This is a genomic window from Bradyrhizobium sp. BRP20 (assembly GCF_020194215.1).
GTDB classification, from domain to species: Bacteria; Pseudomonadota; Alphaproteobacteria; order Rhizobiales; family Xanthobacteraceae; genus Bradyrhizobium; species Bradyrhizobium yuanmingense.
Genome location: NZ_JADYVY010000012.1, coordinates 147,206 through 173,217, shown reverse-complemented (window position 1 = coordinate 173,217; position 26,012 = coordinate 147,206). Strand labels below are relative to the sequence as shown.

At 58.2% G+C, this 26,012-nt stretch carries 18 protein-coding genes; 10 read left to right on the top strand and 8 right to left on the bottom strand.

All coding sequences use genetic code 11. The features are described 5' to 3' along the window. Nucleotides 1-47: 47 nt before the first annotated feature. Genes I6F33_RS26005 through I6F33_RS25990 form a run of 4 tightly spaced genes read right to left on the bottom strand, consistent with a single transcriptional unit; the run spans nucleotide 48 to nucleotide 3,920 of the window. Nucleotides 48-368 (bottom strand): hypothetical protein, encoded by a 321-nt coding sequence (locus I6F33_RS26005; RefSeq protein ID WP_225131341.1) that lies wholly within the window; start codon nucleotides 366-368, stop codon nucleotides 48-50. After that, nucleotides 350-1,933 (bottom strand): hydantoinase/oxoprolinase N-terminal domain-containing protein, encoded by a 1,584-nt coding sequence (locus I6F33_RS26000; RefSeq protein WP_225131343.1) that lies wholly within the window; start codon nucleotides 1,931-1,933, stop codon nucleotides 350-352. The genes I6F33_RS26005 and I6F33_RS26000 overlap by 19 nt, the downstream gene beginning before the upstream one ends. Further along, a complete protein-coding gene (locus I6F33_RS25995) occupies nucleotides 1,930-3,006 on the bottom strand; it encodes a DUF917 domain-containing protein (RefSeq protein ID WP_225144536.1) in 1,077 nt (358 codons plus the stop codon). The genes I6F33_RS26000 and I6F33_RS25995 overlap by 4 nt, the downstream gene beginning before the upstream one ends. After that, the gene (locus tag I6F33_RS25990; protein ID WP_225144535.1) at nucleotides 3,003-3,920 is read right to left on the bottom strand and encodes an IclR family transcriptional regulator; all 918 of its coding nucleotides are present in this window, start codon (nucleotides 3,918-3,920) and stop codon (nucleotides 3,003-3,005) included. Before I6F33_RS25990 ends, I6F33_RS25995 begins: the two co-directional genes overlap by 4 nt. Nucleotides 3,921-3,972: 52 nt before the next feature. Here I6F33_RS25990 and I6F33_RS25985 point away from each other — a divergent pair, with 52 nt between their 5' ends. Genes I6F33_RS25985 through I6F33_RS25965 form a run of 5 tightly spaced genes read left to right on the top strand, consistent with a single transcriptional unit; the run spans nucleotide 3,973 to nucleotide 9,464 of the window. Beyond that, nucleotides 3,973-5,598 (top strand): ABC transporter substrate-binding protein, encoded by a 1,626-nt coding sequence (locus I6F33_RS25985; RefSeq protein ID WP_225144534.1) that lies wholly within the window; start codon nucleotides 3,973-3,975, stop codon nucleotides 5,596-5,598. 36 nt (nucleotides 5,599-5,634) lie between these two features. After that, nucleotides 5,635-6,651, top strand: coding sequence for an ABC transporter permease (locus I6F33_RS25980; RefSeq protein ID WP_225131358.1), 1,017 nt, complete (start codon nucleotides 5,635-5,637; stop codon nucleotides 6,649-6,651). Then, a complete protein-coding gene (locus I6F33_RS25975; protein ID WP_225131360.1) occupies nucleotides 6,651-7,529 on the top strand; it encodes an ABC transporter permease in 879 nt (292 codons plus the stop codon). Before I6F33_RS25980 ends, I6F33_RS25975 begins: the two co-directional genes overlap by 1 nt. Further along, nucleotides 7,526-8,503: an ABC transporter ATP-binding protein gene (locus I6F33_RS25970; RefSeq protein ID WP_225144533.1), complete on the top strand. Its 978-nt coding sequence runs from the start codon at nucleotides 7,526-7,528 to the stop codon at nucleotides 8,501-8,503. The genes I6F33_RS25975 and I6F33_RS25970 overlap by 4 nt, the downstream gene beginning before the upstream one ends. Then, complete coding sequence (locus I6F33_RS25965; RefSeq protein WP_225131364.1) at nucleotides 8,490-9,464, top strand: ABC transporter ATP-binding protein; 975 nt, start codon at nucleotides 8,490-8,492, stop codon at nucleotides 9,462-9,464. The genes I6F33_RS25970 and I6F33_RS25965 overlap by 14 nt, the downstream gene beginning before the upstream one ends. Nucleotides 9,465-9,910: 446 nt before the next feature. On the opposite strand, the gene ald is transcribed toward I6F33_RS25965, so the two are convergent. Next, the gene (gene ald, locus I6F33_RS25960; RefSeq protein ID WP_225144532.1) at nucleotides 9,911-11,023 is read right to left on the bottom strand and encodes an alanine dehydrogenase; all 1,113 of its coding nucleotides are present in this window, start codon (nucleotides 11,021-11,023) and stop codon (nucleotides 9,911-9,913) included. 265 nt (nucleotides 11,024-11,288) lie between these two features. Here ald and I6F33_RS38375 point away from each other — a divergent pair, with 265 nt between their 5' ends. The 5 genes from I6F33_RS38375 to I6F33_RS25940 all read left to right on the top strand — a co-directional run bounded on the left by I6F33_RS38375 (nucleotide 11,289) and on the right by I6F33_RS25940 (nucleotide 16,089). Further along, on the top strand, nucleotides 11,289-11,420 hold the full coding sequence (locus I6F33_RS38375) for a hypothetical protein (protein ID WP_275945364.1): 132 nt from the start codon (nucleotides 11,289-11,291) through the stop codon (nucleotides 11,418-11,420). 556 nt (nucleotides 11,421-11,976) lie between these two features. Further along, nucleotides 11,977-12,123 carry a hypothetical protein gene (locus I6F33_RS25955; RefSeq protein WP_225131368.1) on the top strand — a complete coding sequence of 49 codons (147 nt, stop codon included), beginning with the start codon at nucleotides 11,977-11,979 and terminating at the stop codon, nucleotides 12,121-12,123. A 72-nt stretch (nucleotides 12,124-12,195) separates the two neighbouring features. Continuing rightward, a complete protein-coding gene (locus I6F33_RS25950) occupies nucleotides 12,196-12,753 on the top strand; it encodes a lasso peptide biosynthesis B2 protein (protein ID WP_225131370.1) in 558 nt (185 codons plus the stop codon). Nucleotides 12,754-12,773: 20 nt separating this feature from the next. Beyond that, nucleotides 12,774-14,405, top strand: coding sequence for an asparagine synthase-related protein (locus tag I6F33_RS25945; protein ID WP_225144531.1), 1,632 nt, complete (start codon nucleotides 12,774-12,776; stop codon nucleotides 14,403-14,405). Then, complete coding sequence (locus I6F33_RS25940) at nucleotides 14,392-16,089, top strand: ABC transporter ATP-binding protein (RefSeq protein ID WP_225144530.1); 1,698 nt, start codon at nucleotides 14,392-14,394, stop codon at nucleotides 16,087-16,089. Before I6F33_RS25945 ends, I6F33_RS25940 begins: the two co-directional genes overlap by 14 nt. Here the strand turns inward: I6F33_RS25940 and I6F33_RS25935 are convergent. The 3 genes from I6F33_RS25935 to I6F33_RS25925 all read right to left on the bottom strand — a co-directional run bounded on the left by I6F33_RS25935 (nucleotide 15,998) and on the right by I6F33_RS25925 (nucleotide 25,909). Further along, nucleotides 15,998-16,693, bottom strand: a complete 696-nt coding sequence (locus tag I6F33_RS25935) for a GntR family transcriptional regulator (protein WP_225131377.1) — start codon at nucleotides 16,691-16,693, stop codon at nucleotides 15,998-16,000. The two genes, I6F33_RS25940 and I6F33_RS25935, sit on opposite strands and share 92 nt — an antisense overlap. A 1,369-nt stretch (nucleotides 16,694-18,062) precedes the next feature. Continuing rightward, nucleotides 18,063-19,484, bottom strand: a complete 1,422-nt coding sequence (locus tag I6F33_RS25930; RefSeq protein WP_225144529.1) for an MATE family efflux transporter — start codon at nucleotides 19,482-19,484, stop codon at nucleotides 18,063-18,065. Continuing rightward, on the bottom strand, nucleotides 19,481-25,909 hold the full coding sequence (locus tag I6F33_RS25925; protein ID WP_225144567.1) for a non-ribosomal peptide synthetase: 6,429 nt from the start codon (nucleotides 25,907-25,909) through the stop codon (nucleotides 19,481-19,483). The genes I6F33_RS25930 and I6F33_RS25925 overlap by 4 nt, the downstream gene beginning before the upstream one ends. Between the last annotated feature and the right edge of the window lie 103 nt (nucleotides 25,910-26,012).

The following is a 26,012-nucleotide window of genomic DNA, read 5'->3' as shown; positions in this document are numbered from 1 at the left end:
TTGCGCTTACGTTCTTGGACTAGGCAGAGCTCAACGCGGAGCACAGATCATTCTATCTCGTCGCTGACGAAATAGATGTTCTTCGAGCGATCGAGAAACTTGCCATAGAGCTCCTCTCGCAGCGCAACACCAGCCGGTGAGGCAAGGTCCCTGTCGTGTTGCTCCAGGCTTTTGACCTCGATCCTTTCGATGTATTGCCACGTCGAGTTTTCGGCGCCCTGGATGGGGCGGCGAATGCGATGAACCTTGTAGCTCACGTAATTGTCGAGGCTCCGCACGAGAGCGTAGTCGCGCTCGCGGACCCAGGCCTCATATTCCGCTGGGTCGACCCCTTCCTTGAGCGTGCTGATCAGGAAACGGACTGGCATGTGACTTTCTCCTTGGCTGTTTGCCCAATTCGGGTTGATCGGATATTGCCGACGACTTTGACGCGCACGCGCATGGCATTTCCGGGCAGATAGGCGATCGGCGTATCCTCTGCCTCGACCAGGGCAAGCGATTCCGAATCCGCGCCGGCCTCCACTGCCCGGGAATCGGCAAGCTTGCGTGCTGAAGCAACCGCCTCGTCTCGCGTCAGCCCCTGGAACACCTGATCGACTTCACCACTGACCTGCGCAATGGCTGCGCCAACCGCATTCGCGCAGCCCCCGTGTTGAACCCGAACGACACGCCCGACGCCCTGCAATTCTTCCGGAACAAGAAACGCGCCGCCCCCGACCGCAATCAGCGTGACGTCTGAAGCGCTTGTCTTCATCCGGTCGACGTTCTCTTCCAGCATCTCCTTGCAGCGGCGCAGAACCCTCTTCACGTCATCGGCAGTGATGTGTGCCACACGCTTGCGATCGCCAAGGTCGATCAGTCCGGCGGCAACGCCGATGTCGGTCGAGGTCACGCGATTGCCGCCAAACACCAGCGCTTCCGTGGACAGGCGATACCCAACGCTGAGCGGCCCGATGGCTGCCGCTCCAAGGTCGATATGGCTGCCGCCACCAAGTCCGATGGAAACGAGGTCCGGCATGCGGAATAGGGTCCTGACGCCTCCAATATGAACGACCGTGTTGGCTTCACGGGGAAAGCCGTTCCGCAAGTAGCCAAAGTCCGCCGTCGTTCCGCCGACGTCAACCACCACCGCATCTTTGAGCCCGGAAAGATAGGCCGCACCGCGCATCGAGTTGGTCGCACCGGAGGCGAAGCTGAACACAGGGTATGCGGCGGCACGCGAGGCCTCCGCGACGGTGCCGTCGTTTTGCGTGACAAAAAGCGGCGCGTTCAGCCCGACCTTTGACTTGGCTTGCTCAAAAGCCGTGATGGTCTCCCGAGCAAGCGCAATGAGAGAGGCATTGAGAATTGCGGCGTTCTCACGTTCGAGCAATCCGATCCCGCCGAGCAAATGTGCGCAGGTCACCGACACATCGGGGATTTCTTCGCGCAGGATGGCGGCGACCGCTTCTTCGTCGGACGGATCAAGCGGAGAGAACAGTGCGTTGACCACGACGTATTTGAGGCCGAGATTGCCGATTTCGCGCGCAATTCGCTTGGCTGCCGCGATATCCAGAGGGGCGAACCTGCGCCCGTCGTAATCGTGGCCGCCTTCGATTTGAAAGACCCCGCCATTGGCGAGCTCGGCAAGCCCAGCCGGCCAGTCGGTAAAGGGCGGCAGGGAGCTCGTGGCGGGGAGAGCAACTCGGATTACTGCCACTTTCGTCAGATGACGGCGCTGAACGACCGCATTGATGAAGTGGGTCGTACCTATCATCAGCGCGTCGAGACCGCTCGCATGCTCGGCACTCAGATCGAGCGCCCCGATGGCCGCAGCCACACCACTGGTGACGTCGGCCGTGGTGGCGACCTTCACGCCTTGAACGACTTTTCCGCCGTCGATCAGCACGGCATCCGTATTGGTGCCACCTACGTCAATCCCAATGCGTCTCATGAGCAGAATACCGACTTGAAATCGATGCCATAACCAAAAGCGCGGGGGCCGACATGGTCGAGCCCGCGCGGCGAGAGGAAGACCGGAGCCGCCGGCAGCGCGATCACGGTTGTCCGCTGGCCGTAGCGAATGGTTTCCGTTCCGATCGCTTCGCCGGATTCACTGTCGAGAACGCAAATGAGGTCGGGCGTCGAGACGAGCGCCCGCCCATTGCGCCACACGACGATCCACTCGTTCTGGAAATCGATCCGGATCTGGCTGCCGTGATCATCGCCAAGCCCCTCCACGACTGTGCGGCCGCGCAGGAAGCCCTCCGTTGTCCGCCGCTCGACTTCAACGACCTTGCCGGAGAACAGGAACCTGCCGGATTCCGCTTTCAGAATGGCTGCAATCGGGTCAGCGTGCTGCCGGTTGGCCTCGGCAACCGCCCGCCCGAGATTGATGGCTTTGGATGTGGTACGGGGAATGGCCCATTTCTTCACCTCAGCACCGGTGCGCGGCGCCTTGCAGGTCGCGACGATGGACCCGAACTCGGTACAAAGCTTTCGGCTCACACGTTCCATCCATTTCCAGGAGGAGGTTTTGCCAACGATCGCCTCATTACCGCGCGGGTCTACGGAGGTCAGCGGATAGGGAGCGAGACCGCCCACCGCAAAGCTCGTCATTTGCGCCTCAGGATAGGCACGCCCCATCGCATCGGCGTCGACAACTGGAATTTTCAGGTGGACGGCAGCGAGCAAGGACTGCATGCCGTTGCCGCCACCGATTTCGACTGCCATCACCGCCCTGAACTTGCGACCAAGATGCTCCTCCATGGCCGACACGGCGCGCGCGATGAGCCTGCTGTCGACCAGACGCTCCTGGAAAACAAGCGGCGCGCCCATAATGGAGACAACCGCGATCGCATCATCATCGTCCAGCTCGTCGGGATCGATCAGATCTACGCGAACGCCTTCATTGTAGTAACTCCGCATGCTCAAGAGCGCGTGATACGGACTCCCGCCGCCACCCGTTCCGAGAATCCAGGCGCCGACGGAGAGCGCCTCGATATCCTCCGGACTCAATTGTCTCATCTATAGCCTCCGAGCCGCGTCAATTGCGGCGACAAAAAACCGGATAAAGCAGCAACCGGGCCGCCACCACCAAGGGCGCGCTGCGCACGCTGCATGAGAAACTGATCGCCGAAGCGGTGCGCGATACGCTCAGCGGCAGTCGTAAGCAGCGTGATCGCACGATTCCTCTCCTCATCGCTCATGTGCGAGGCTGGATAGGAAATACAGAAGCCCACCGTCTCGCGGATTTCTGGATCGGAGACGCTCACGGAGATTGAGCCGACCCCGGGGATCGCTTCATCGAGGGCCTCGGCCCAGCCGAACCGGCGCGGCTGATCCAGCGCCGCCACCAGCTCGTCGACATTTTGAGGGGCGCGCGGCGAAGGCGGCGTGACGCCTTCAGGATGAAGGGAGCGCACCACATTATCTGGAAAGCGCGAGAGCAGACTGCGCCCAATCGCAGTCGCAAATGCAGGAGCACGCTGGCCCAGCGGCGTGAATACGCGCAAGGCATGAGACCCCTGGTGCATCCGGATGACCAGAACATCCGCACCATCAAGGATCGAGACATAACCGGTATGCCCAGTCTCCCGGGTGATCTCCTTTACGGCCTCATCGACCGCGTCGATCAAGGAGGAGTTCAGCTTGTAGAGGCGCGAAATCTCAAAAAGCAAATTTCCAACCTTGTAGCGCGGAGGATTTTCCGAGCGCGACAGGAGCCCCTCAACCAGCATCGTCTTCAGCAAACGAGATGCTGAACTTTTGGGCATACTCAATAACTGCGAGACTTCTGTCACGGAGACTTCAAGCCTGCCGGGCCCAAAAAGTCTAAGGATTTGCGCGGCATTTTCAATTGCGCCCATTTTTTGATCACCTAGTTTCGTATATTGAAACTTAGTTGACAATAGCAGGACGATGACAATAATGCAAGCCATCGCGCACCGGACGACCGGCAAATCTTTCGCGCAGAGTCAGGAGGGGAATGAGATGAACAGGGACACGCGCCGTCGGGATTTCTTGAAGTTCGCCGCAACCAGCGTCGCGGCGCTCACATTCACGGGCACAGCTCGTTTAGCTGCCGCACAAGAAAAGCGAACGCTGACAGTCGCCTGGGATGCCGACATCGACACGCTCGATCCGGCCTCGTTCAAGACGTCGGCCGGCTACACGGTGCAGGCAAACGTTTACGACAGTCCGCTGATGTGGAAGGTGCAGCCGGTCGAGGGAAAGCCGGGAGTGTCGCAAGCAAAGCCTGGCGAGATCGAGGGCGGCATCGCTCAGTCCTGGTCCTTCGAAAATGGCAACGCCACGCTGGTGCTGAACATCCGCAAAGGCCTGAAATTACCGAGCGGCCGCGACGTCAACGCCACGACCGTGAAGTATCTCCTCGACCGCGGGCTGCAGTCGCCGGGTTATATGCGCCTCCTGTTTCCGCGCCTTCTTGGGGTAACCAAGCCCGAGCAGTTCAAGGTGCGCGACGACTTCACGATCGAGATCAATATGCCCTCGCCAAGCCCGATGGCGCTGGACATGATGGCGCTTATGAACAACGCGCTGCTTGATCCGGATGAGGTCAAGGCGAATGCGAACGCAGACGATCCCTGGGCCGCCAACTGGTTGAAGCGAAATACGGCCGGCGTCGGGCCGTATCAACTAGTCAAGAACCAGCCGGGCGTCGAAGTCGTCCTGGAAGCGCAGGCTGATCACTGGCGTGGTCACCCCTATTTCGATCGGATCGTTCTCAAATATGTGCCGAACGAAGCCGATCGCGTGCTGCTGCTCAAGCGCAAAGCCATCGACATGGTCGTCGGCAGATCAACGCTGTCTCCGCGCAATGTGAAGAGCCTCGAGGCGGAGCCAGGTTTGAAGACAGTCTCCGTGCCGGACACCCTGTGTCACTGGCTTTGCATGAACACGCAGAAGGCTCCGCTTAACAATGTCAAAGTGAGGCAGGCCATCAACTACGCCATCCCGGTCCAGGCGATCATCCCGAGCGTGCTGTATGGTTTCGGCACCGAGATGAAGAGCCCTGTACCTAGTTTGACGCCCGGTTACGACAACACGATCAGTCCCTACAAGTACGACATCGCAAAGGCCAAGGAGTTGATGCGCGAGGCGGGCTTCGGCAAGGATCCGGTTCCGATAGACCTTGCGGTACGCGCTGGATGGCAGCCGCACGAGCAGGCCTCGATCTGGCTCCAGACCGAGCTGGAGAAGATCGGCTTCAAGGTGAACATCGTCAAGGAAACCGAAGCCACCTTCCGCCAAATCGCAACCAAAGGCGATCACCAGCTTTCGATCGAGTCCTGGCAGTCCTGGATCAACGATCCCTTCTATCACCTGTTCTTCAACTTCCACAGCACAGCGAAGGGCACGAACACCTCGTTCTATTCCAATCCAGAAGTCGACAAGCTGATCGATGAGAACATGCATGAAACCGACACCAGCAAGCGTCTGGCGGCGGCAAAACGCCTGCAGGAGATCATCATCGGCGACGCCGTTTGGGGGCACCTCTGGTACGAGAACTGGACCCGCGTCATGCGATCCGACCTCGTTGGCATTGAGAAGCGTTGGGATAGTTATGAGCGCTTTTTCAGCATGAAGCTCGCCTGAGCACGTCATCTTCGTATTAAACGGGAGAGCGCTCCAATGGGTTTCTTCAATTATGTCATGCGACGGTTTGCGCTGGCTCTGCCGACCTTGTTCGGGGTCAGCGTGATCTGCTTTACCCTCACCTACCTACTCCCGGGCAATCCGGCCATGGTCAAGGCGGGCCCGTTTGCCACGCCCGAACATCTCGCTGAAATGGAGCACCAAATGGGCCTGGATCGCCCGTTTCCAGAGCAATACTACCGCTACGTCTCGGGCATCTTCAAAGGCGATCTTGGCGAGAGTGCCTCGACGGGACGGCCGGTGTCTCAGGACTTTCTGCAGCGCCTGCCCGCCACTCTCGAGCTCAATCTGGCGAGTCTTCTCATCGCGATCGTGATCGGACTGCCTCTTGGGGTCTTGTCAGCGGTGCATCGCGACACATTGATCGACCATATCGGACGAGTGGTCGGCATCATGGGTGTCGCCATGCCGAGCTTCCTGACCGGGCTCCTGTTCGTTTACGTCTTTTTCTACATGCTCAACATGGCCCCCTCACCGCTGGGGCGCCTCGGATCCGGCATAGAACCTCCCGCACACATAACCGGACTTTATGTGATCGACTCCCTGCTTACCGGCAATTGGACCACCTTACGATCAAGTCTGCATCAGCTCATGCTGCCTGCAGCGACCCTCGGGCTCAGCGCGATCGCGCCAGTCGCACGCATGGTGCGGTCCACCATGCTTGAGATCCTCGAGTCCGACTACATCAAGGCGGCCTGGGCGGCCGGATTGCCGCGAAGAACGGTGATTTATCGGGATGCGCTGCGAAATGCGCTGATACCTGTCATCACTATTTCCGGAATCGTTTTTGGATTCTTGATGGCCGGAAATGCGGTCGTCGAAAGCGTGTTCTCATGGCCCGGCATTGGCAATTACGCGGTGACTGCATTGCTTACGAAGGACTCGGCTCCGATCCAGTCTTTCATCCTCTTCGTCGCAGTGACGTGTGTCATGGTCAATTTGGCAGTCGATATCGCGTACGGCCTCGTTGACCCCCGGATTAGGTTCAGCTGATGTCCTCATCATTCTCCTCTTCGATTTCGCAACCGGCTTCATCTCTGGTGTGGCAGCGGCTTCAGCGCAATCCTGTTTCCTTTGCGGCACTGTGCGTGATCGTGCTGATCGCGGCGGCTGCGATATTGGCGCCGATTGTGGCGCCCTACCCGCCCGATGCCACCGACCCTGCAGCTTCTTTGCAGCCGCCTTCCTGGCAGCATGCGCTTGGAACTGACGAGTTCGGCCGCGATCAACTCTCGCGAATCATTTTTGCGGCCCGGGTCGACCTGCTGGTTGCCTTTGCCGCAACGTTTGTTGCCGTTTCAATCGGAGGGTTGCTTGGAGCAGTCGTCGGATACAGCCGGGGGTGGGCTGATACGATCGCGATGCGCGTCGTCGACGCTCTGATGGCCTTCCCGGCCTTCGTACTGGCCATGGGCATCACGGCAGGGCTTGGCAATTCCACCACCAATGTCGCAATTGCCATCTCGATCACACAAATCCCGGCTTATCTGCGGCTGACCCGTGGAGAGATGCTTCGGCTCCGGGAGATGGAATATGCCGATGCTGCTCGCACGCTCGGCAATCCGACCTGGAGGATTGTGTTCATTCACCTGCTGCCGAACTGCCTTCCCCCGCTGATTGTGCAGGCGACCCTCTCGACGGGTTTTGCGCTTCTGACGATGGCCTCGCTCTCCTTCATTGGCCTTGGAATTCAGCCGCCACAGAGCGAATGGGGCGTGATGACCGCGGAAGGTGCCTCACAGATCGTCACGGGAGAATGGTGGCTGTTCCTGTTTCCTGGCCTTGCCATCATGATTTCCGTTCTCGCATTCAACCTTATCGGCGACGGACTCCGTGACTTGCTTGACCCGCGCATGAGGGGATTGAGATGACCGAGCTGCTTGAGATTTCTGATCTGACCGTCCACTTTCAGATAAACCAGCGTGCCATTGAAGCAGTCGACCACATCAACCTGACGATCCGCCGGGGCGAGGTTCTCGGGCTGGTCGGCGAGTCCGGGTCGGGAAAGTCAGTCACGTCTTTCGCCATTCTGCGCCTGATCCGTCCCCCAGGGCGCGTCGTCTCCGGAAGCGTTCACTTTGACGGAGTTGATCTGGGTACGCTCCCTGAGGAACAGATGCGGCGCATGCGCGGCGCAAAGATCGCGATGGTATCGCAGACGCCGCGAACCGCCCTCAACCCGCTTCTGACCGTTGGAAAGCAGATCTCACGCTTGCTGATGGTCCACGCCGGCTTGTCGGCACGAGAGGCGGACAAGAAAATGCTCGAGATGCTGCGCCTTGTGCGCATTCCGGCGCCGGAAAAGCGAGCCAAGCAATACCCGCATCAGCTCTCGGGAGGGATGTGTCAGCGGATCATGATCGCTATGGCTCTTGCAACCTCACCTCAGCTCCTGCTCGCGGACGAGCCAACGACCGGGCTCGACGTTTCAATCGCGGCCAAGATTCTCGATCTGCTGCGCGAATTGAGCGCGAAAACAGGTGCGGCGATCATGCTGGTCACGCACGATCTCGGCGTCGTTGCCGAGATATGCGACCGCGTTGCCGTTATGCATGCGGGCCAAGTGGTGGAATGCGCCCCCGTGCGGGAGCTGTTCCATAATCCCGCCCATCCCTATACCAAGGCGCTCGTCCGATCGATACCGAGGGTCGATCGGGACGTCGTCCTAGAGCCCATACCGGGGTCGGTTCCTTCCCTGGTCAACCCGCCGAGCGGATGCCGTTACGCAGGACGCTGTGAGTGGGTAATGGATCGCTGTCGCGCGGCACGCCCTGCGATGATCGAGGCCGCCCCCGGCCATGTTGTAGCATGTTATGGATTCGAGGAACGCCGTGGCACTTGTTGAGATACGTGATCTGCAAATGCACTTTCCGCTCGGCGGGATGGCCGGGACGCTCGCACGCCTGCGAGGTCAGGATCAGCCCGTCGTGCGGGCAGTTGACTCTGTCTCCTTCGATATAGAAGCCGGCGAGACGGTTGGATTGGTCGGCGAATCCGGCTGTGGAAAATCGACAGTCGCGCGGTGCCTGGTCCGGCTAATCGAGCCGACGGCGGGATCTGTCTGCTATGATGGCACGGACATAGCGAGGCTTGATGCGCATGCCATGAAGCCTTTGCGCCGCGACATCCAGATGGTGTTTCAGGATCCTACTGCCTCGCTCAATCCCAGACTATCGGTGAGACGGATGGTGGAGGAGGCGCTCACGCTTCATACCAAGCTTCCGGCGAAGGAGCGGCGCGACCGCATCGAGGAGCTCATGCAGGAGGTGGGGCTCGGCCGCGATCTATTGGACCGCTATCCGCACGAGCTTTCGGGCGGTCAACGCCAGCGGGTCAATATAGCCAGGGCCATTGCAACGAATCCCCGCTTCGTTGTTCTTGACGAGCCAACCTCCGCACTGGACGTATCACTACGCTCGCGGGCAATTCTTCTGTTGGAGAAGCTGCGTGAACAACTCGGGTTGTCCTACCTCTTTATTTCCCACGACCTGGCCACTGTGAAGTACCTGGCGAGCCGCGTTGCGGTGATGTATCTCGGCAGCATTGTGGAGATGTCGGGCACAAAGGATCTGTTTGCAAAGCCCTTGCATCCCTACTCGCGCGCTTTGCTGGCGGCCATTCCAGTTCCGGATCCCGACGCAAAGCGCGACGATTTCGCTTTGTCCGGGGAAATTCCAAACCCTATCGATATCGCGCCTGGATGCAAGCTGAGAGGGCGTTGTCCTTTAGCCAAGCCTGTCTGCGCGGAAAGACCGCCTTTGAAGGAGGTTGCGCCCGGCCGGTTCGTCGCCTGCCACCTGGTCTGAGACGGATGTCTTTACGTTAGAGCCGCGATACTGAGGAGCCCGTGGGACTATATCGAGCGTATCGAGGTGACTGATCGCGCGGTCTACGAAGCTGAACTCGCCCTCGCCGGCAAGGAACTGATCGACCAGCGAGAAGTATCGGGGTAAATCGAAGACGATATCGCTCTGGTCGGAACGTATCGAGCCGTAACACCCCCGGCGAAGCGTGGGCTTGGTCTGAGTGCGTCTCCTTCGGATCTTTGGGTTGTAATGCATTTACTAGTCATCCGCGCGAGTTCGCTCAGGGGATGATTCACGTTGATTCGATCCCGTGGGGGATTTCATAGCTATCCAAAAGTAGAGGGCTTCCACCTCCAAGCTGCCGAACATGCCGGGCACAAAAAAAGGGCCACTCCAAGGAGCGGCCCTTAAGTGAGGGAGGAAACGTCCCATTGGGACTTCTGGGATCAGGCCGCAGCCTGTTCGATCGGGGAGAATGGCAGGCCGAGGCTCTCGGCTACAGCCTTGTAAGTAAGCCGGCCGCGATACGCATTGAGGCCTGCCCGCAGATGCGGATTCTCGAGCACCGCCGCGAAACCCTCGTTGGCGAGCGCCAGCCCGAAGGGCAGTGTGGCATTGTTCAGTGCCTGGCTCGATGTGAGCGGGACGGCTCCGGGCATATTGGCGACGCAATAGTGAATGACGCCATCCACCTCGTAAGTTGGATCGGCGTGCGTGGTCGGGCGCGATGTCTCGAAGCAGCCGCCTTGATCGATGGCGACGTCAACGATGACGGTTCCCTTGCGCATTGAGCCTAGCATGCTGCGGCTCACGAGTTTCGGTGCGCTTGCACCGGGGACGAGGACCGCGCCGATGACAACGTCGGCTGCAAAGACCTCCTCTTCGAGGGCATCTATGGTCGAGAATCTGGTACGAACGCGGCTTTCGAACAGTTCATCCAGCTCGCGAAGGCGGGGGATCGAACGGTCGAGGATCGTGACCTCGGCGCCCAGGCCAGCGGCCATTCGGGCCGCATGTGTCCCAACAACGCCGCCTCCGATCACGACGATGCGGGCCGGCTGCACGCCAGGAACGCCGCCGATCAACAGCCCTCGCCCGCCGCTATAGCGCTTCAGGGCGCTGCCTGCCGCTTCGACCGCAAGCCTTCCCGCGACTTCGCTCATCGGCGCAAGCAGCGGAAGCCCGCTATGCGCATCCGTCACGGTCTCATAGGCGATAGCGGTGCATCCAGACTTGAGGAGTCCCCGCGCCTGTTCCGGGTCTGGCGCCAGATGCAGGTACGTGAAAAGGATCTGCTCCTCGCGCAGCTGAGTCCATTCAGAAGGTTGCGGCTCCTTCACCTTTACGATCATCTCGCTGGATGCGAAGACCTCACGAGCTGAGCCGACAATCGTCGCGCCGGCCTTGCGATAAGTGTCATCGCTCGCGCCAATGCCGGCACCCGCATTGGTCTCGACCAGTACATTGTGACCGGCAGCCACATATTCGCGGACGGCGCCAGGGGTCAGACCCACGCGGTATTCGTGCGTCTTGATTTCCTTAGGGACCCCGACCTTCATATGCAATCTCCTGTTTGGCCCCTCCTTTTAATCGAAAGGCCAGGTTGTTTCTCTGCAAAATCGCGAAGAATGGGCGACATAACGGCGACAATATGCGCTGACCGAGATCGTTCTGCAGAATTCCAAACAAACGCGGCCAGCCCGGCAAAGTCACACGATCCACTGCACGGGGGCGACACGATCAGTAAAAGCTCTCTCATCATTGTTGGAAGGCGTCCTGCAAGCGGACCGCTGGGCGTCCGCTCGGCTGGCGGAGGTTCCATGTATGGAGACAGCGGTCAACCTCATGCGGCTGGGTCTCGTCACTGAGAACGGTTTAACCTCGGCCGGGCTTGAGGTCTTCGTCGTCGCTTTCAAAGCGCAACGTGACGCGCCTCAGCGGGAGTTGCTGCCGTAAATCACGCAGCGTTACCAGAACGCCAAGCCGGCTGAGAGATCTATGTTCGGTTAGACGGGTCGGTGCGCTGCTGCGCCGGACCCGATGCCAAGCCAAAAGTGGTTGGCGGCTTGCAAGCCCAGCAGCATGGTGCCTGATTCGGCAAATATCGCGATCATTTTGAGCAAGCTTTCGCACGGCGACGGAAACTGTCGCGGCATTGCGCGGTGACGAAGTCGGATTAGACTTTGCTTAAGTCAGATCGGCTGCCTGCACTGGATCTGGTACTGTCTGTCAGCGCGAAGCGGTCGCTGGCCATGGAATTGCTACCATTGAACTAGACGCCTTCCGTGCCGGTAACTCTACTCAGGCGCTATAGGTGATTGAATCATCGTCCCTTCGGCCGCTGGCCGCAAACGCGCCACCTAATTGCCTCGTCGCCCATCCCGCATCCTCCGCAACGTCAAACTATTTTTCAAATCGCTCGAGATCATACTCAGAAAATAAAAGCCCTATTTTATATCACGATGCTAGCTTCCGCGCGCTGGCGATATGCCGGTCACTCTGGAGAAAGTGGATGAATACAACCGCTATCAATGAAACCGCTATCAATGACACGGTGCAGGACCTCGGGGACGCCACCGAGCTCACAAAAGGCTTTGGGGGCTCGTGGCGCGCAGAACACACGACCGGCGATTATTATTTCGTGGATGAGTCCGATTGACGCGGACCGTCTTGATGGGATGGGCTTCGGCCCATCCCATCAGTTTGAGGCGGTGGCCAAGGGATCGCTGCTGTGAGCGACATATTTCATGCGTGGTCTAACGGGCGTTGGATCAGCCTCGACCTGCAATCCAATCGTTACAGCATGGCGAGCACTTCTGCAGCTTGTCCGGAGGAGCGTGAACGGCTAACCGAGACGACGGCCAAGTTGCGCGATTGCCTGAGTTCACCGCCAGCCTTTCTCCCACCCCTCCATCTGGTGTGGCACTATGCGCGTGCGGCTCATGCTGCTCGCTTCGTTCGCAGCCAGACCATCGCTCGTCAACTCGACTTTTTACGTGCCTCGCGTCGGGGAACAGCACCGGCGTCAATGGGAGTCGAAACAATCGATTACTACGCCAGCGTATTCCAACATCTGCGCAATCTTCGGTTCCGCCGCCCGCGCTGCCTTGAGGATTCCGTAGGGGGGTATCTGTTTTTCTATCCCTACATCGCATCGCTCGAGCTCCTCGTTGGTGTGAAGCAGCCCCCTTTCAGAGCCCACGCCTGGCTGCAATCTGGTGACCTCATTTTGAACGACGCGAAGCGTGCTGTGGAGGACTACAGCGTCATCTTGAGCTTCGCGAAATGAGACTCAATGTAGATGGGCTCTTGGATTCAGCGAAGGAGCTTGCCACCATCATTGTAGACGGCCGCGTGGAAATCACGGTGCTCAACGATATTGTTGACGCCGAGACCGGCATGCCGACTGAATTGGAACCAACACACTTCAAAGACACGTCTCTGCCGGAGATTGTCGCCTTGCTGCAGGAGCGGTACGCTGGCGATGCGGCGTTCATTGTTCGCGCGCCAAGTGGCATCGCGATCGTACGCCCACCTTTCTCGGAGATCTCCATCTTCTACCAGGTCAGAAATGATGAGATTGAGTGCTGGGCAGGACTGAAGCTGCCAGATGCCGCCTTGGCGCAACGCCACGCCTTCAACTTTGGCTATTTGACTGGCCTGATACGCAACGCGTCTTGGTTGACCCCGGAAACAGGGTTGTGTGGGATTTTTGAGCTACTGAGTGGCGCGGCGCTCATCGTCTCAAGGGGGACTTTTCGGCAAGTCGATTTTCTGGCGGGCGCCGTAGCCAGGCTCAACACCTCGACGTTCTCTTTCAAGGATGACGTGGCCAGTTTTCGCCAATTGATCTCAGCGAGCGTCGCTCACAAAACCCGCCACTATGGCGGTGCTTTCAGTATTCAATGTTCCGGGGGCCTTGATTCGTCGGTAGTGGCGCTGGCTGCGGCCGACCTCCATCGAGGCAGGCCCCTTTCCCTCCTGAACAGCTACTCAGAGACGGACGTCAATGGTGACGAACGCTTCTTTTTTGCCGCGCTAGCCGAGCAGGTGGGCGGCGCGCCAACCTATGTCGAAACGAATGCTCGCTCGTCGATGACCCATCTATCGTCAGAATTGCTGGCTCCAACGCCGCGGCCTTGTAAGCTAGCGGCCACGATCGCCACAACGGCTCAACTTCACGAGGCTGCGCAGGCCGCAGGATCGCGCCTGGTGCTCACAGGAGACGGAGGCGATCAACTATTTCTCAGAATGCGCCGCTTGACGATGGCCAGAGAGCTGCTTGCCGAATCCCGATCGCCACAAGATGCATTGCGCGAGCTCGCCGGCCTTGCGATTCAGGCTCGAACGTCTGTCTGGCGTGTTCTTCGCGAGGTGATCACCGGTCGGAGCGGCCGGGACTTACGCCGCCATATGCTCGGTGATCATCGGCCGCAGTCGCCTGTCGCGTCAGTGCGGCCGGATTTCGGTGCAGAGCTCGTACCAGGCGCCAGGTCCCTACGCCACCTGCCGACGACGCGACTGTTTCAGTTCTTCGGCATGCGTCATGCGGAGCTCAATCGCATCGCACTACGAGACATTGCGGTAGAAGAGCGAAAGGCGTTTGTGTTCTGGCCGCTCATCAAGGCAAGTCTCGTCACGGCTCGCCGACATCATCACTCAAATGGAATTGATCGTGCACTTGAGCGCGAGGCCTTCCGGGAACATTTGCCCGACGTGATCTACTATCGGGTTGGCAAAGGTGCCGGGCGCGACATGCTAATGCGGTACGAATATGGCGCCTTAGTGTCACGTGTCGAGCGTAGTGCATTGTATCGGCAAGGCTTGATCTCCCGCGATCTCCTCCGTTCAGCTATCGACAATTTGTCATACGACGCAGCGTTTGCACTCGTTCGTCTCTGCGCTGTTGCCGATTGGATGGACCTTCATGAACTGGGGTAAGCCGCTCTTGCCCCCGCTCCAATGGGACATCATCAAGACGAGCCTGCAATCTTCCCGCGTTCTTGTCGCGGGCTTCTTGCTCACGACCATTGCAGCGTCTGCCTGCACGGTCGCCGGGCCGCTCTTGTTCTCACGGGCCGTCGCCCGGCTGGCCAGCGCGCCGCCGCTTCTTACGCTCAGTTTGTTGTTGCTGTTTGCCGTTACGACCGCACTTGCTCGGTGCTTGCAGGAGGTCAAGGCGGTTCTGTCGAACAGGCTGGAACAGGACGTTCGTAATCTCTCCAGCAAGAAGATCATGGCCGCTCTGGTGAGCGCCGAGGGCTCGCTGTTTGCTCAAAACAATCCGAGCAAGATTTCGGCAATGGTAGAGAGTTGGCACCAGTCCAATAAGATCTACATTCAGCTCTATTTGATGGTGCTGATGGGCGGGGTCGCCGATGTTGCGTTCTCGTTCCTTGCCGTCGGTGGAGCAGCAAATTGGTTTGTGGCGCTGTTCGTTCTAGCCTACGGCGCCGTCCTCGTGTTGATAACGTGGAAGAGCAATAGAGTTACAAAGGTGTATCAGGCTGAGGCGCAGGCCTCAAGTAACGAGGGCTCGAACGTTTTAGGAAATGCAATCGAGAACATCATTTCGATCAGGGTGTTCCGCGCTCAACCCTGGATAGCTGAGTTGTATGACCGCCAGGCCGCCGCCACGCGCCGAGCCTGGCTCTCGTTCTATGGCGCCCGGTTGCGCTATGGCGCTTTGCAAGCGACCCTCTTGTTCGTTCAGTATGCCTCGATCTTGGGGCTTTCGCTGTGGCTCTATGACCGATCAGGCGAGATAGGTGGGCTCGTCATGGTGAGCATGATCCTGGTTCAACTGAACCGGCCCTTCGAGCTTATTGGCATGTCAATTCGAGACATCATCATTGCGCGTGGCATGGCCCGGCCGCTGCAGGCGCTGCTTGATGCCCATGCCCCAGCGGCACGACCCGCTATGCTCAAGCGTACTATGCCGATATCGGGCTCACTCGCCATTTCCATCAGCGCGCTTTCGTTTGGTTATGAGCGCGCCGCCTCGCCGCTTCTCTCTGGGATAACGGGCGAGTTCAAGCCCGGCGTCATCAACTTCATCATCGGACGCTCGGGCGCTGGCAAATCGACGCTTATGCAGCTCCTGCTAAAAATGCATCAAGGCTACAGCGGCCTGGTACGCGTTGGCTCTCTGGACCTGGCCACGATCGATCCGGAAGATTACTTGGCGCACGTAGGTTACGTGCCCCAAGAGCCTATGATGATGAATCTGAGTATCCGCGAAAACGTTCTGCTGGGCCGCCCGTTTCCCGATGCGGACGTGTTCCACGCCCTAGAATGCGTCCATCTGGCTGATAAGGTGACCTCCTTGCGGGACGGTTTGGACTACCGCGTCGGCGAGCGGGGCCAATTGCTAAGCGGCGGCGAGAGGCAGCGCCTTGCGATCGCCCGTGCCCTCATCGCAAGGCCTCGGCTGTTGCTCCTCGACGAGGCCAGTTCCGGGTTGGACGAGCAGACCGAGCGCGGAATCTTCGACGAACTTCGGCAACTCGCGTCGGACACGACGATCATAGCAATCACGCATCGCCGGGGCGTGATAAGTCCACGTGACTACGTGCTAGATTTGTCGTGGTCGGCATCCGCGAGAGCCTCGCTTGTGCTCGCATAACTTCCGTGACCCGGCGCCTGAAAAAGTCCTGGATGGCACGGGCTGCGCCTTTGTGCTGCCCTTCGACCATCAACGCACTGATACTTTGACTTTCGACAAGCAACTCGCTGTAGTACGTACGTGTTCCCATTGCGCGTGAAAGGTAGACATAAACGACGTCCGCGACGTGATCCGCAATGTGGCGATGCTGTTTGACCAGCAACGCGCGCCGATAGCACTCGCCTGCTTTCAAGAAGAGTTTGGCGGGATCCTCATTGCTTGCGTAGATGGGCTTAATTTCACCGCAGAAGCTTGCCGCCACTTCATCAATCAGCTTCGCCTTGGTGAAATCGCTGATGCTATCGACATACATTTGCGACAGCATGTTGCAGAACAGGATGGCTTGATGTGGGTCGATCGGCCTGGCGTTGAACCCCTTGTGGTCGACATTTTGCACCACATCGCGCTCAGTCAGCCGTATCAAAGCCTCTCGTACGGGCGAAATTCCGACGCGAAGCTCATCGGCAATGTCGGCAGGCTTCAAGGCTGTGCCGGGTAGCCAATGGCCCAGTAATAGACGCTCGCGCAAGGCCTGGAATACTGGATGCTGTGTCTCAAAAGCCATGATTACTCGCCCGTTCAAGCGGCCTGACTGAGGCGGTCAAGGGAGCCTCACCTCTTGGCATAGCTCATGCCGCCCCGGAAACCATGCGCGGTCCGGTCCGCGGCGAAATGGCTGCTAGCATAGGCCGCCATGGCAGGCCGTCCGCTAGGGCCACGAAGCTCTGCTGCCGAGTAGGAGGTGGGTATGTCCAAAGCGGAATAGGCGGTCGCAACGGGTAGAGGCGATGATCGAGCGGCATTTCTGCCATTGTGCAACCCGCCCAAGAAACAGCGTCGCTGCCACTGGTGCCGACGTCGGCGCCAACATGTTGGTTTCGCTGTTCACGATATTGCGTCCGCACTCGCGGTCCGCCGCCCAAAATCAGGATAGATTCGCCGGTCATCATGGCTCCCATTTCGTTCATCAAAATGTTAGTCGTTTGTTGGATCGGTGGAGAGCTCCAGCTCCGCTCGTCGCGCAGCCGCGTTCGTAACGAGATCAGCATCGGCGATTCGTAAGCCGCCACTTGCGCAATGGCGTGTTGGTGCTCCGAGGTGCATCCGAAGGGGAACGGGCCTGCATCGGGTGAACAACACCGCCACCATCGCTAAAGAAGAGCGTGCCGTTCAAACCGCCCTGCTTTCGCTGATCACGGAAGTCCTGCGGCGTGAGTCTAAGAATTGAAACATTCGCAATCCTTTTCGCTCGTTGGATAGCCTTGGCGTGGTCGGGGGCCGTCCCACCCATCTGAGATACAACTTGACGCTACGTACGATTCAAGGGATCTGAGGCCGTCAAACTGGACCATTTTTGGCTAGAGTTTTCGCCGCCGAATCCTCTCGGCTCGGAGCTTAACAACGGACTTAATCCCTCGATCTTCGAAATTTGCACTCGGCACGAATGCAGGTCGTCCCCGTGATGCCGTGTCTTTCGTTCTACCCGGAGACGTAGATTTTCCTTACGGCGTGCATGCCGCTTGGCCTCGCGGTAGTTGAGTACACACAATCGAAACAGAGCGCCCACAGCCGGGAATATCGCTCCGAAGGCGTCTTTGCGTTCTCAGACTGCAAGCCGCAAATTCCGGCTGCCTATCTTGCCTCACTATGAGCGACACGACACTGAAGGGCGGTCGGATTTCAGCCACGGATGTAGCTTCCTCATGATCGGTCTCTCTTATCCTTGGCTTGAGCTCGAGTGCTCGCCAAGACTAGGCGCGACGTCGACCTCGCCGCGCTGCGCCACCCGCGCACGACGTTCGACGGCTTTGCCTTCATCGCAATCGCAGCGATATAGACCGATACATAGCGACTCGCTCTTGCACATCACACTTAATTTTGGAGCCATCCCGTCGCCGGCCATGCAGGCTTAAATGCCGGCTCCGATGATCAGATCAAAGAGCACTTTCGATTCCAGGCTGAACGTGTCGGCCGCATCGCCTGAGCTCAACGAACTGACGGCGCATGATAAACAGTGCAATCATCCCGGCGCCTAGCTCCGCGATGGCTTGACTGGCCAATACTCCGCTGAAGCCAGAGATGGCAGGGAAGAACAGTACAGCCGGAATGAAGAGATAATGTCTCGCGAAACACACAACCGCGCTGAGACGCGCTCTCCCGAGCGATTGAAGCATCGCCGTGACGACAGTCTCAATACCATACAGTCCAAAAAAGAGATGGAAGACGGTGCAGGCAGAAACGGCAATTTCCCTGACGCTATCGCTATCGCTGAACAGCCCGACCAAAGGACGGACAAAAACCATAACGGTCGCGGAATACGCAAAGGAAAGCGCAACCGTGATAGAGAGCATGACCTTTGCAGCCCTCAGTACGCGAGCAAAATCGCGTGCGCCCCAGCCAAAACCCAGGATAGCTTGAGACCCCATACAGAAACCGCTGATAAGCAGTGCGCCAATCGTTAAGAGTCGCACGGCTATTCCCACGGCCGCGATGGACTCTTCGCCGAAGGGCGCAGCTGCTCCGTACAAGAGCACGACAGTAATAGCAGATAAGATGCTGGTCATGGTCGCTGGCGCCCCCACGAACGCTATCTGTCTGATGCGATCTGCTCGCAACGAGATGTGAGACATCCTGACGACGACCATTCCGCGTCGCTTGGTAAAATACGCGATATAGAGGCTAATAGCCGCAGTCTGAGACACAAGCGTTGCGAGAGCGGCGCCTCGCACACCGAGGTCCAGCACGGATATGAGCACTGGATCAAGGCCAGCGTTCAGTATGAAGGCGGTCATCATCGTCCACATGCTAAATCGTGTATCGCCTTCGGCTCGGACGATGAAGCCGTTGACGATATTCAGAAGCATCAGGGTGCATCCGAACAAAAGTGTGGTCGCGTAGTCGAGCGCCAGGGGCATGATGGTTGGAGTTGCGCCGAGCGCTAGGAAGATCTCTCGCATGTTTAGAAACAGAGCGACTGTGACCGTGATGCCGACTGGCGCGGCGAGCGCGAGAGCAGTACTGGCGCCTCGACTCGCCTCTAGGTACTCACCAGCACCAAGATGACGAGATATGAACGACGCTGCTCCAACTCCTATCCCCTGTCCGGCCGCCGCGAGCAGGACCACGATCGGCAAGGTCATGCTGACGGCTGCGATCGCCGGCGCGCCGAGTGCGCCAACAAAGATTGCGTTGACGACCTGCTGCAACGCGTTGATCGACAAGCCAACAACAGACGGAATGGCGAGCCGTAGGATAAGTCTGAACAGACCGGGGTCTGATAGATCGATGCGCGCGTTCTTGTTCGGCATCACATCGTGATCGGCCTCGGCGGCGAATTCCGCATCGGGCTCATTCATGGATGAAGGTGTCCCGAGATCTTCCGAATTTCATTGATCGTCTGCAACAGCTCCTGTTGCAAGACCGTGCAAAGATGGCGGGTCACCTCATAATCGACCATGCTCGGATCATACGTGGTGTCAATCTGTAGATCGCCCGATTGATATCCGACATCGAACCAGAAGACGTGGATCGCCGCCGCTTGATGCATGTGTTCGCCGATCCAAAGTGGAGAAGGTTCTGTGTCTAGAAAACGGCGTGGGAAATGGCGCTGCAAGCGGGCGCGATAATTCACCCCAATTCTGGGCAGTGGCAGGCGATCGAGCCGACGCCGCATGGCTGGATCTCGGTTTAGGAATTTCAGGGCCCGAAAGCCTATTCCCCCGCGCGGCAGCGCATTGCGCTGCCGGTATATCAAACGAGCACGGTCGGAACGCGACTCCCTTCCTGTGACATTCAGTGAAAGCGGAACGAGCTCGCTGAGAAGACCAATGATCTGAGATGAATCGAAATCGTCAAACAGCCGGCCTCGTGTCGAGGTCAGGCTATCAATCCAGAGCGAATAGTTTCCGAACAGGGCGCCAAACGCACCCGACAGGGCAGCAAGAAACACATCAAAGTCCTGACAATTCGCTGATCTGGCTCCAATACTGAGGAGACTCGCTGTCCCTTCCCGGTCGATCTCAAGATGATACTTGGCCCGATCTACCCGAAGCGAACGGCCATCCGCATCCTCGCGACGACCTTTAAGACTTGCATCGTGAAGCTCTCTCGCGCTTCCTTCGGCAACACTCGTGCGGCCCGATGACGCGTCGCTGACACGGAAGTTGAATTGATCGTAGTCAATGCCTTCCCAGTGCTTGAGTTCGTCTGGTGCTTCGCTGTTCGCGTAGTGCTCGAGCCGCTTCAACCAGGGAGAGAGCCTTTGTACGGCCTCGGCACCATTCACATCATGGCCTGCAGCAAGAGCGTTGTATGCGTCCTCCAATGCTTCCAGGAATAGCCGATAGCCCATCCCATCCACTACGAAATGATGCACCAGTACCAGCAGATAATAATCGCCGCTTTCCGAAGCACGGAAGGCCACGACGTGAACAAGAGGCGTGTGGCCGTCAAACCGAAACATGTGTTGACGTCTTGCCGAGACGCTCTCGATTGTCCTGCGCTGGTCTGGGCCGGTCATCCGGACGAGATCGATCTCCTCCACGATGCGCTCGGCCGGACAAGGGCCAATCCCCAGCCGTAGTCCATCTTGGGTTCGGGCAACGCGGAGCCTGAGGCCTTCGTGCCTCTCGATGACATGGGCCAGAGCGCGGTCCAGGATCTTGATGTCCAGGATGCCGCCGCGCAAGAAGAACAGATCGCCTAGGTTAAAATGCTCGTCAAAGCCGACAAGAGAATTCCAAAACGATATTACGGGGGGCACAGGCAGTAGGCCGTCCGCGGAAGCCGCGTTGTGGGGTGCCGCCTCCGCTTCCCCGGCCGCCAACTCCCTGATGGTCGGTGTTCGATAGAGCAGGTTGACAGTGAGATTCAGCCCGGCTTTGCGCGCCAGCGTGACGCAACGTACGCTCAGAAGAGAATCGCCGCCGATATCAAAGAAACTGCTGTCGATTCCCACCCCCTCGGCGCCTAATAGATCCTCCCAGATCCGAGCAAGAACCCGCTCGTTCCTGGTGCGGGGCTCAGCAGATGGACTAGTTTCTATCTCGCGGTAAGGAACGGAGGAAAGGCGAGCACGGTCTATCTTTCCGCTTGTCGTCAGGGGAACACTGTCAACCAATCTGAAGGCTGTGGGAACCATGGGAGATGGCAATCTGTTGCGCAGGTGGGCGAGAATCTCTCGAGAGCTTAGATTCTCCCGAGCGGGCTCCAGGCTCGCCGTCAAGCGGCGATCCTCATCGATGCCTTCTGCGAAGACCGCGGCCTTTGCGATTGCCGGATGAGACTCAAGGGCAACTTCGACCTCCTCCGGCTCGATGCGAAAGCCCCTCACCTTGATCTGGTTGTCCGATCGGCCGCAAATCTCGAGAAGGCCGCTGATTGAGATGCGTGCGATGTCCCCACTTCGATAAAGCACATCGTATTGTCCGCCATCATACGGATTCGGCAGGAAACAGCGGTCAGTCCGATCTTGATCCTGCCAATACCCAGCGCTCAGACAGCGGCCCGCGATGCACAGTTCGCCGGAGGCTCCAACAGGCACTCTCTTCAATCGTGCATCGAGCACGTAGAGTTTTACGTTGTCGATTGGCCGTCCCACTGGGATAAGCGCCGAGTTGCCATCCGCATCCGATGTTTCGTGCACGGCTGCATTGGACGCACATTCCGTCGCACCATAGAAGTTCCACAAGGGCACGCCCGGAAAAGACCCGCGCCAGCGAGCAGGCAGCGAGGAAGGCATCGGTTCGGCGCTGCTTGTGACCAATCTCAAGGCGGTCCTTTGCGGTTGCCGTTCCTGGGACCCAATGATACCGGACAGGAGTGGCGGAGAGGCAAAAAAGCGTGTCACACGATGTTTTGCCAAACTGCACAACAACAGATCCGGATCTAGCACCTGCCCTTGGGTGAGGATCAGCGTGGGTACACCTCTCAGAAGCCCACCAAAATACTCCCAAGCGGACGCAACAAGGGAAGCGGACTTCTGGACAACCATCACGTCGGTACTATTGAAGGGAAAGCGTCGCCACATCCAGTTCAGCCGATTGAGAATGGCCGATTCCGGAATAAGAACCCCCTTCGCCCGCCCTGTTGAGGACGACGTGTATATAAGATTCGCAATTTGGTGATCTGAGGGTGAGTCGCTGGATTCGAAATTATCCGTCAGCGCCCTGCACCTGTCTAACGTCAATAGAGAAATCGAAGGTATGTCAAAGCCAGTCTCCGTGGTATTTGCGTGAACCAACACCTTTGCCTGACTATCTCGCAGGATATGTTGGATCCGATCAGGGGGATAATCTGGCGGTATCGGCACGACAATAGAGTGCAAAGCTCGCGCCGCCAGCATAACAGCGGCAACGTCAGGCGACCGGTCGACAAGCATGGCGACCATATCGCCAGCGCCCACGTCCAAATCCAGCAGGAAGGACCTGATAGCTGCTACGCGCTCACGCAGCTGGCTGAATGTGACTTCCCCGAACTCGCCAAAATATGCTACCTTGCTGTGATTGGAGACACTGATCTGCTCGAAGGCTTCTACAAGCAGACATTCACACTCATATGGCTGCCTGGATCCCTCCAGTGAGTTCAGTAGAGTGACGTCTGACGCGCTGAGGCAGCTCAGCTCCTCAATGGGCGCAAGCGGTCCGTCAACGCAGGCGGCAATCAGACACCGCAGATTGTTGGCCATGCGGACAGCCAGATCACTCGAGATTATGTCTTCCGCATACGCGAGCTGGAGCGCAATCTCGTCGCCGTCATCTTGCGCGTACAGTGTTAAGTCGAATTTGACATAGCCTGTGTCGTATTCGCGGAATGTCAGATCCAACTCGTCCCGACCAACGGGTTCGGCGGCTTCGGAGTACATGTTGAACATGACCTGGAAGATCGGTGATCGCCCCGGTTCGCGACATAACCTTGTATCCCTGACCATCCATCCGAATGGATAGGCCGAATTTGCGATGGCATCGCTGACCAGGCCCTGGATGCGCGTGGCATGAGCAGAAAAGGACTGACCGGCATCGATCGCGGCACGGATCGGTAGCATATTCAGGAAAAAGCCGACGATGTCGGCGCTGCCAGGTTGATCCCGTACAGCGTGTGGTATGCCGACGACAATGTCGTCCTGACCGCTATACATTCGTAGCAGCAGCTTGAAGCACGCCAGCAGTGTTGTCGACGTGGTGCAGCTGTTTCGGCGCGCAAATTCTCTTACACGACTGGAAAGATCGCCGCCAAGCAGCACTGGATGCGAGGCGCCGCGGTATGAATTTGTCTGCGGGCGCGCTCGTCCCGTTCCAAGCGAAAGCACCGGCGGATCATCACCAATCTGACGACGCCAATAGTGACGTTGGCTCTCCAGCGCCTCTGGAGAAACGTGTCGTTTTTCCCACGCCGCGTAGCCCGAGAGTGACGCACGGTTCTCTGGGCAAAACGCCACGGCATCTACGTACCTTTGCTGAAGATCTCTGAGCAGCACAGAGATGGACCAGGCATCGACGATGATTTCATGAGCGGTGATCAATATGAGATGATTGTCAGGACCAAGCCGGACCATGCGCGCGCGAAACAAGTGGCCCTGTCCGAGATCGAAATTGTCTTTCAGCTCCGTTCGCCGAAACTGTGCGATGAGCTCCTCAGCCTCGGAGGAGGTGAGATGAGATACATCGATCAATTCAAGATTGGTGCATGGCGGAGCATCAAAGCATTGAACCGGACCGTCTTTGTCGATAAAGCGCGCCGAAAGTGCCTGGTGGGAATGAATGACCTCGGTCCAGGCGCGATTGAACCGAGCTAAACTGATGTTTCCCTTAATGCGCAGCCCGCCTTGAATGATGTAGTTCCTGGCAGATGGATCGAGCTGCGCCAAAAACCAAAGGTGCTCCTGGAGGTGCGTCAGAGGTGATCGGTTTAGCTTTCGGCATGTCAAAGCCGTACACGGATTGAGCTCAGTGCGCCCCTCGATCGAAGCGGCAAGAGATCGAATTGTGCCATTCAGGACCAGTCTGAAATCCGCTCTCACTCCTAGCAAGGTCTGCAACTGTCCCAATATAAGCATTGCGCGGAGCGAGTCTCCGCCAAGGCTTATGAATTGGTCATTTACACCTATGTTCTCGATGCGCAAAATGCCGGACCAGATTTGACGTAGCCGGACTTCGAGGTCTGATTGCGGCTCCGCGAAGGGCGTTGACAATAACGGCCGAACACTGGCCGGGTCAGGCAACGCTGCAAAATCGACCTTTCCGTTCCTGGTCAGTGGAATATCGTCCACATGGACGATTCTTTCCGGAAGCATGTAGCTGGGGAGTGCCTCAGCAAGAAACTTCCGAAGATCGCTTTCCGCCAGTTCAGCTGGAGCCGACACATACGCGACCAGACGCCGCGATTCGGCTTGCGCCTCCGACCCAGCTATATCTCGCGCCGTAAGCTTTACACCTGCGCAGACAGATGCGACTGCGACGGCGCCATGCACCGAGGGATGAGCGGACAAACGAGCTTCGATTTCTCCCAGCTCGATTCTGTGCCCGCGAATTTTAACCTGACGATCCCGTCGACCGAGACATTCCAGAAGCCCGTCGGAACGAACGCGCCCAAGATCACCTGTCCGGTATAGGCGCCCGAACGACGGGTCGTTTGAGAACGGGTTCGGCCCAAACGCATTCTTGGTGCGGACATGGTCATTGACGTAACCGGCAGCGACACCGACGCCGCTAACACAGATTTCGCCGACTTCTCCTACACTGCAGAGCCGTGGTCCGTCCGCGACATAAACCTCAACGTTTTGAATTGGCCTGCCGATCGGCACATAAGGCTCAGCCAGCGCAGGCGGAACGGAAACCAGATGATGCGTCACGCCGTCGGCGCACTCGGTCGGCCCGTAATGATTGAGAATGGAAACGTGGGGATACAAGGCAAGCCACGCACGCGCCAATCCGGGCGTTAAAGGTTCTCCGACCGTAGAAATAATCCGCAAGCCGTCCATGGCTCGCTCTGCCGCGGCAAGCGATTGCAGATATTCAACAAACACTGCCAGCATCGACGGAACGAGTTGGACGATCGTAGCGCCGCATCGTTGAATTGCTTGAAGGAGCGATGAGGGCGATCTCAGTGTCGAATCATCGATGATTGATGTAGAGGCTCCGACGCAAAGCCCAGAAAGAAGCTGCCAAAGCGAGATGTCAAAGCAGTGCGATGCCGTTTGCGCGACGCAATCCGTCCGAGTGAGACTTAGGGCATCGATCTTTGCCGCCAAATGATTGTTTAGGCCGTCGCGCTCGATCATTGCGCCCTTAGGCTGGCCCGTCGAACCAGACGTAAACAGAATATAGGCAAGTCCATCCGCGTTCGGGGATGGCACAACAGACGAGGTCTGCACCCGGCGCAGAGCCGCCTCTATAGCTACGAATTGCGGAGCTGCTTTGCTGCTCTTCTGGAATAGGCTGAGCGAATCCGGCCGGTCTCGGCCCATCAACAAAGCGCAGCGGCTCTGCTCGATCATGAATGATGTACGGGAAGCCGGCAGCGATGGATCGAGCGGTAGGTACGTTGATCCAGCTTTCAAAATTGCGATGACCGCCGTCGCCCAGTCGAGGTCCCGCCCTCCCCAATAGCCGACAACCGCGCCGCGAGCACCCTGCTCTCGTAAGGTCCTTGCAAGGGCATCCGATCTTGATCGTAGCGCCTCATATGTGAGTTCGTCTGCGCCGTGCCTCAGCGCAACTCTCTCCGGATCCGAATCTGCAAGCCGATCGATCGCCGTGACCGCGTCAACCGGTTGACGTTCCATAGACTGCTTCTTGCCTGATTGATTTTCCGTAGGCACGCGCCCCGCCATTCGTCGCCTTCTTCGGCGCCCAAATCGGAACGCCGGAGCTCGTCATCGAGGTGAC

Excerpts from the sequence above, each read along its gene's own strand:
- I6F33_RS25975 (WP_225131360.1), top strand. The coding sequence starts at position 6,651 with ATGTCCTCATCATTCTCCTCTTCGATTTCGCAACCGGCTTCATCTCTG.
- I6F33_RS25955 (WP_225131368.1), top strand. The coding sequence starts at position 11,977 with ATGAATACAACCGCTATCAATGAAACCGCTATCAATGACACGGTGCAG.
- I6F33_RS25995 (WP_225144536.1), bottom strand. The coding sequence starts at position 3,006 with ATGAGACAATTGAGTCCGGAGGATATCGAGGCGCTCTCCGTCGGCGCC.
- I6F33_RS25970 (WP_225144533.1), top strand. The coding sequence starts at position 7,526 with ATGACCGAGCTGCTTGAGATTTCTGATCTGACCGTCCACTTTCAGATA.
- I6F33_RS25940 (WP_225144530.1), top strand. The coding sequence starts at position 14,392 with ATGAACTGGGGTAAGCCGCTCTTGCCCCCGCTCCAATGGGACATCATC.
- I6F33_RS25990 (WP_225144535.1), bottom strand. The coding sequence starts at position 3,920 with ATGGCTTGCATTATTGTCATCGTCCTGCTATTGTCAACTAAGTTTCAA.
- I6F33_RS25930 (WP_225144529.1), bottom strand. The coding sequence starts at position 19,484 with ATGAATGAGCCCGATGCGGAATTCGCCGCCGAGGCCGATCACGATGTG.
- I6F33_RS25925 (WP_225144567.1), bottom strand. The coding sequence starts at position 25,909 with ATGGAACGTCAACCGGTTGACGCGGTCACGGCGATCGATCGGCTTGCA.
- I6F33_RS25980 (WP_225131358.1), top strand. The coding sequence starts at position 5,635 with ATGGGTTTCTTCAATTATGTCATGCGACGGTTTGCGCTGGCTCTGCCG.
- I6F33_RS25935 (WP_225131377.1), bottom strand. The coding sequence starts at position 16,693 with ATGGCTTTTGAGACACAGCATCCAGTATTCCAGGCCTTGCGCGAGCGT.
- ald (WP_225144532.1), bottom strand. The coding sequence starts at position 11,023 with ATGAAGGTCGGGGTCCCTAAGGAAATCAAGACGCACGAATACCGCGTG.
- I6F33_RS26005 (WP_225131341.1), bottom strand. The coding sequence starts at position 368 with ATGCCAGTCCGTTTCCTGATCAGCACGCTCAAGGAAGGGGTCGACCCA.
- I6F33_RS38375 (WP_275945364.1), top strand. The coding sequence starts at position 11,289 with ATGGAGACAGCGGTCAACCTCATGCGGCTGGGTCTCGTCACTGAGAAC.
- I6F33_RS25985 (WP_225144534.1), top strand. The coding sequence starts at position 3,973 with ATGAACAGGGACACGCGCCGTCGGGATTTCTTGAAGTTCGCCGCAACC.
- I6F33_RS26000 (WP_225131343.1), bottom strand. The coding sequence starts at position 1,933 with ATGAGACGCATTGGGATTGACGTAGGTGGCACCAATACGGATGCCGTG.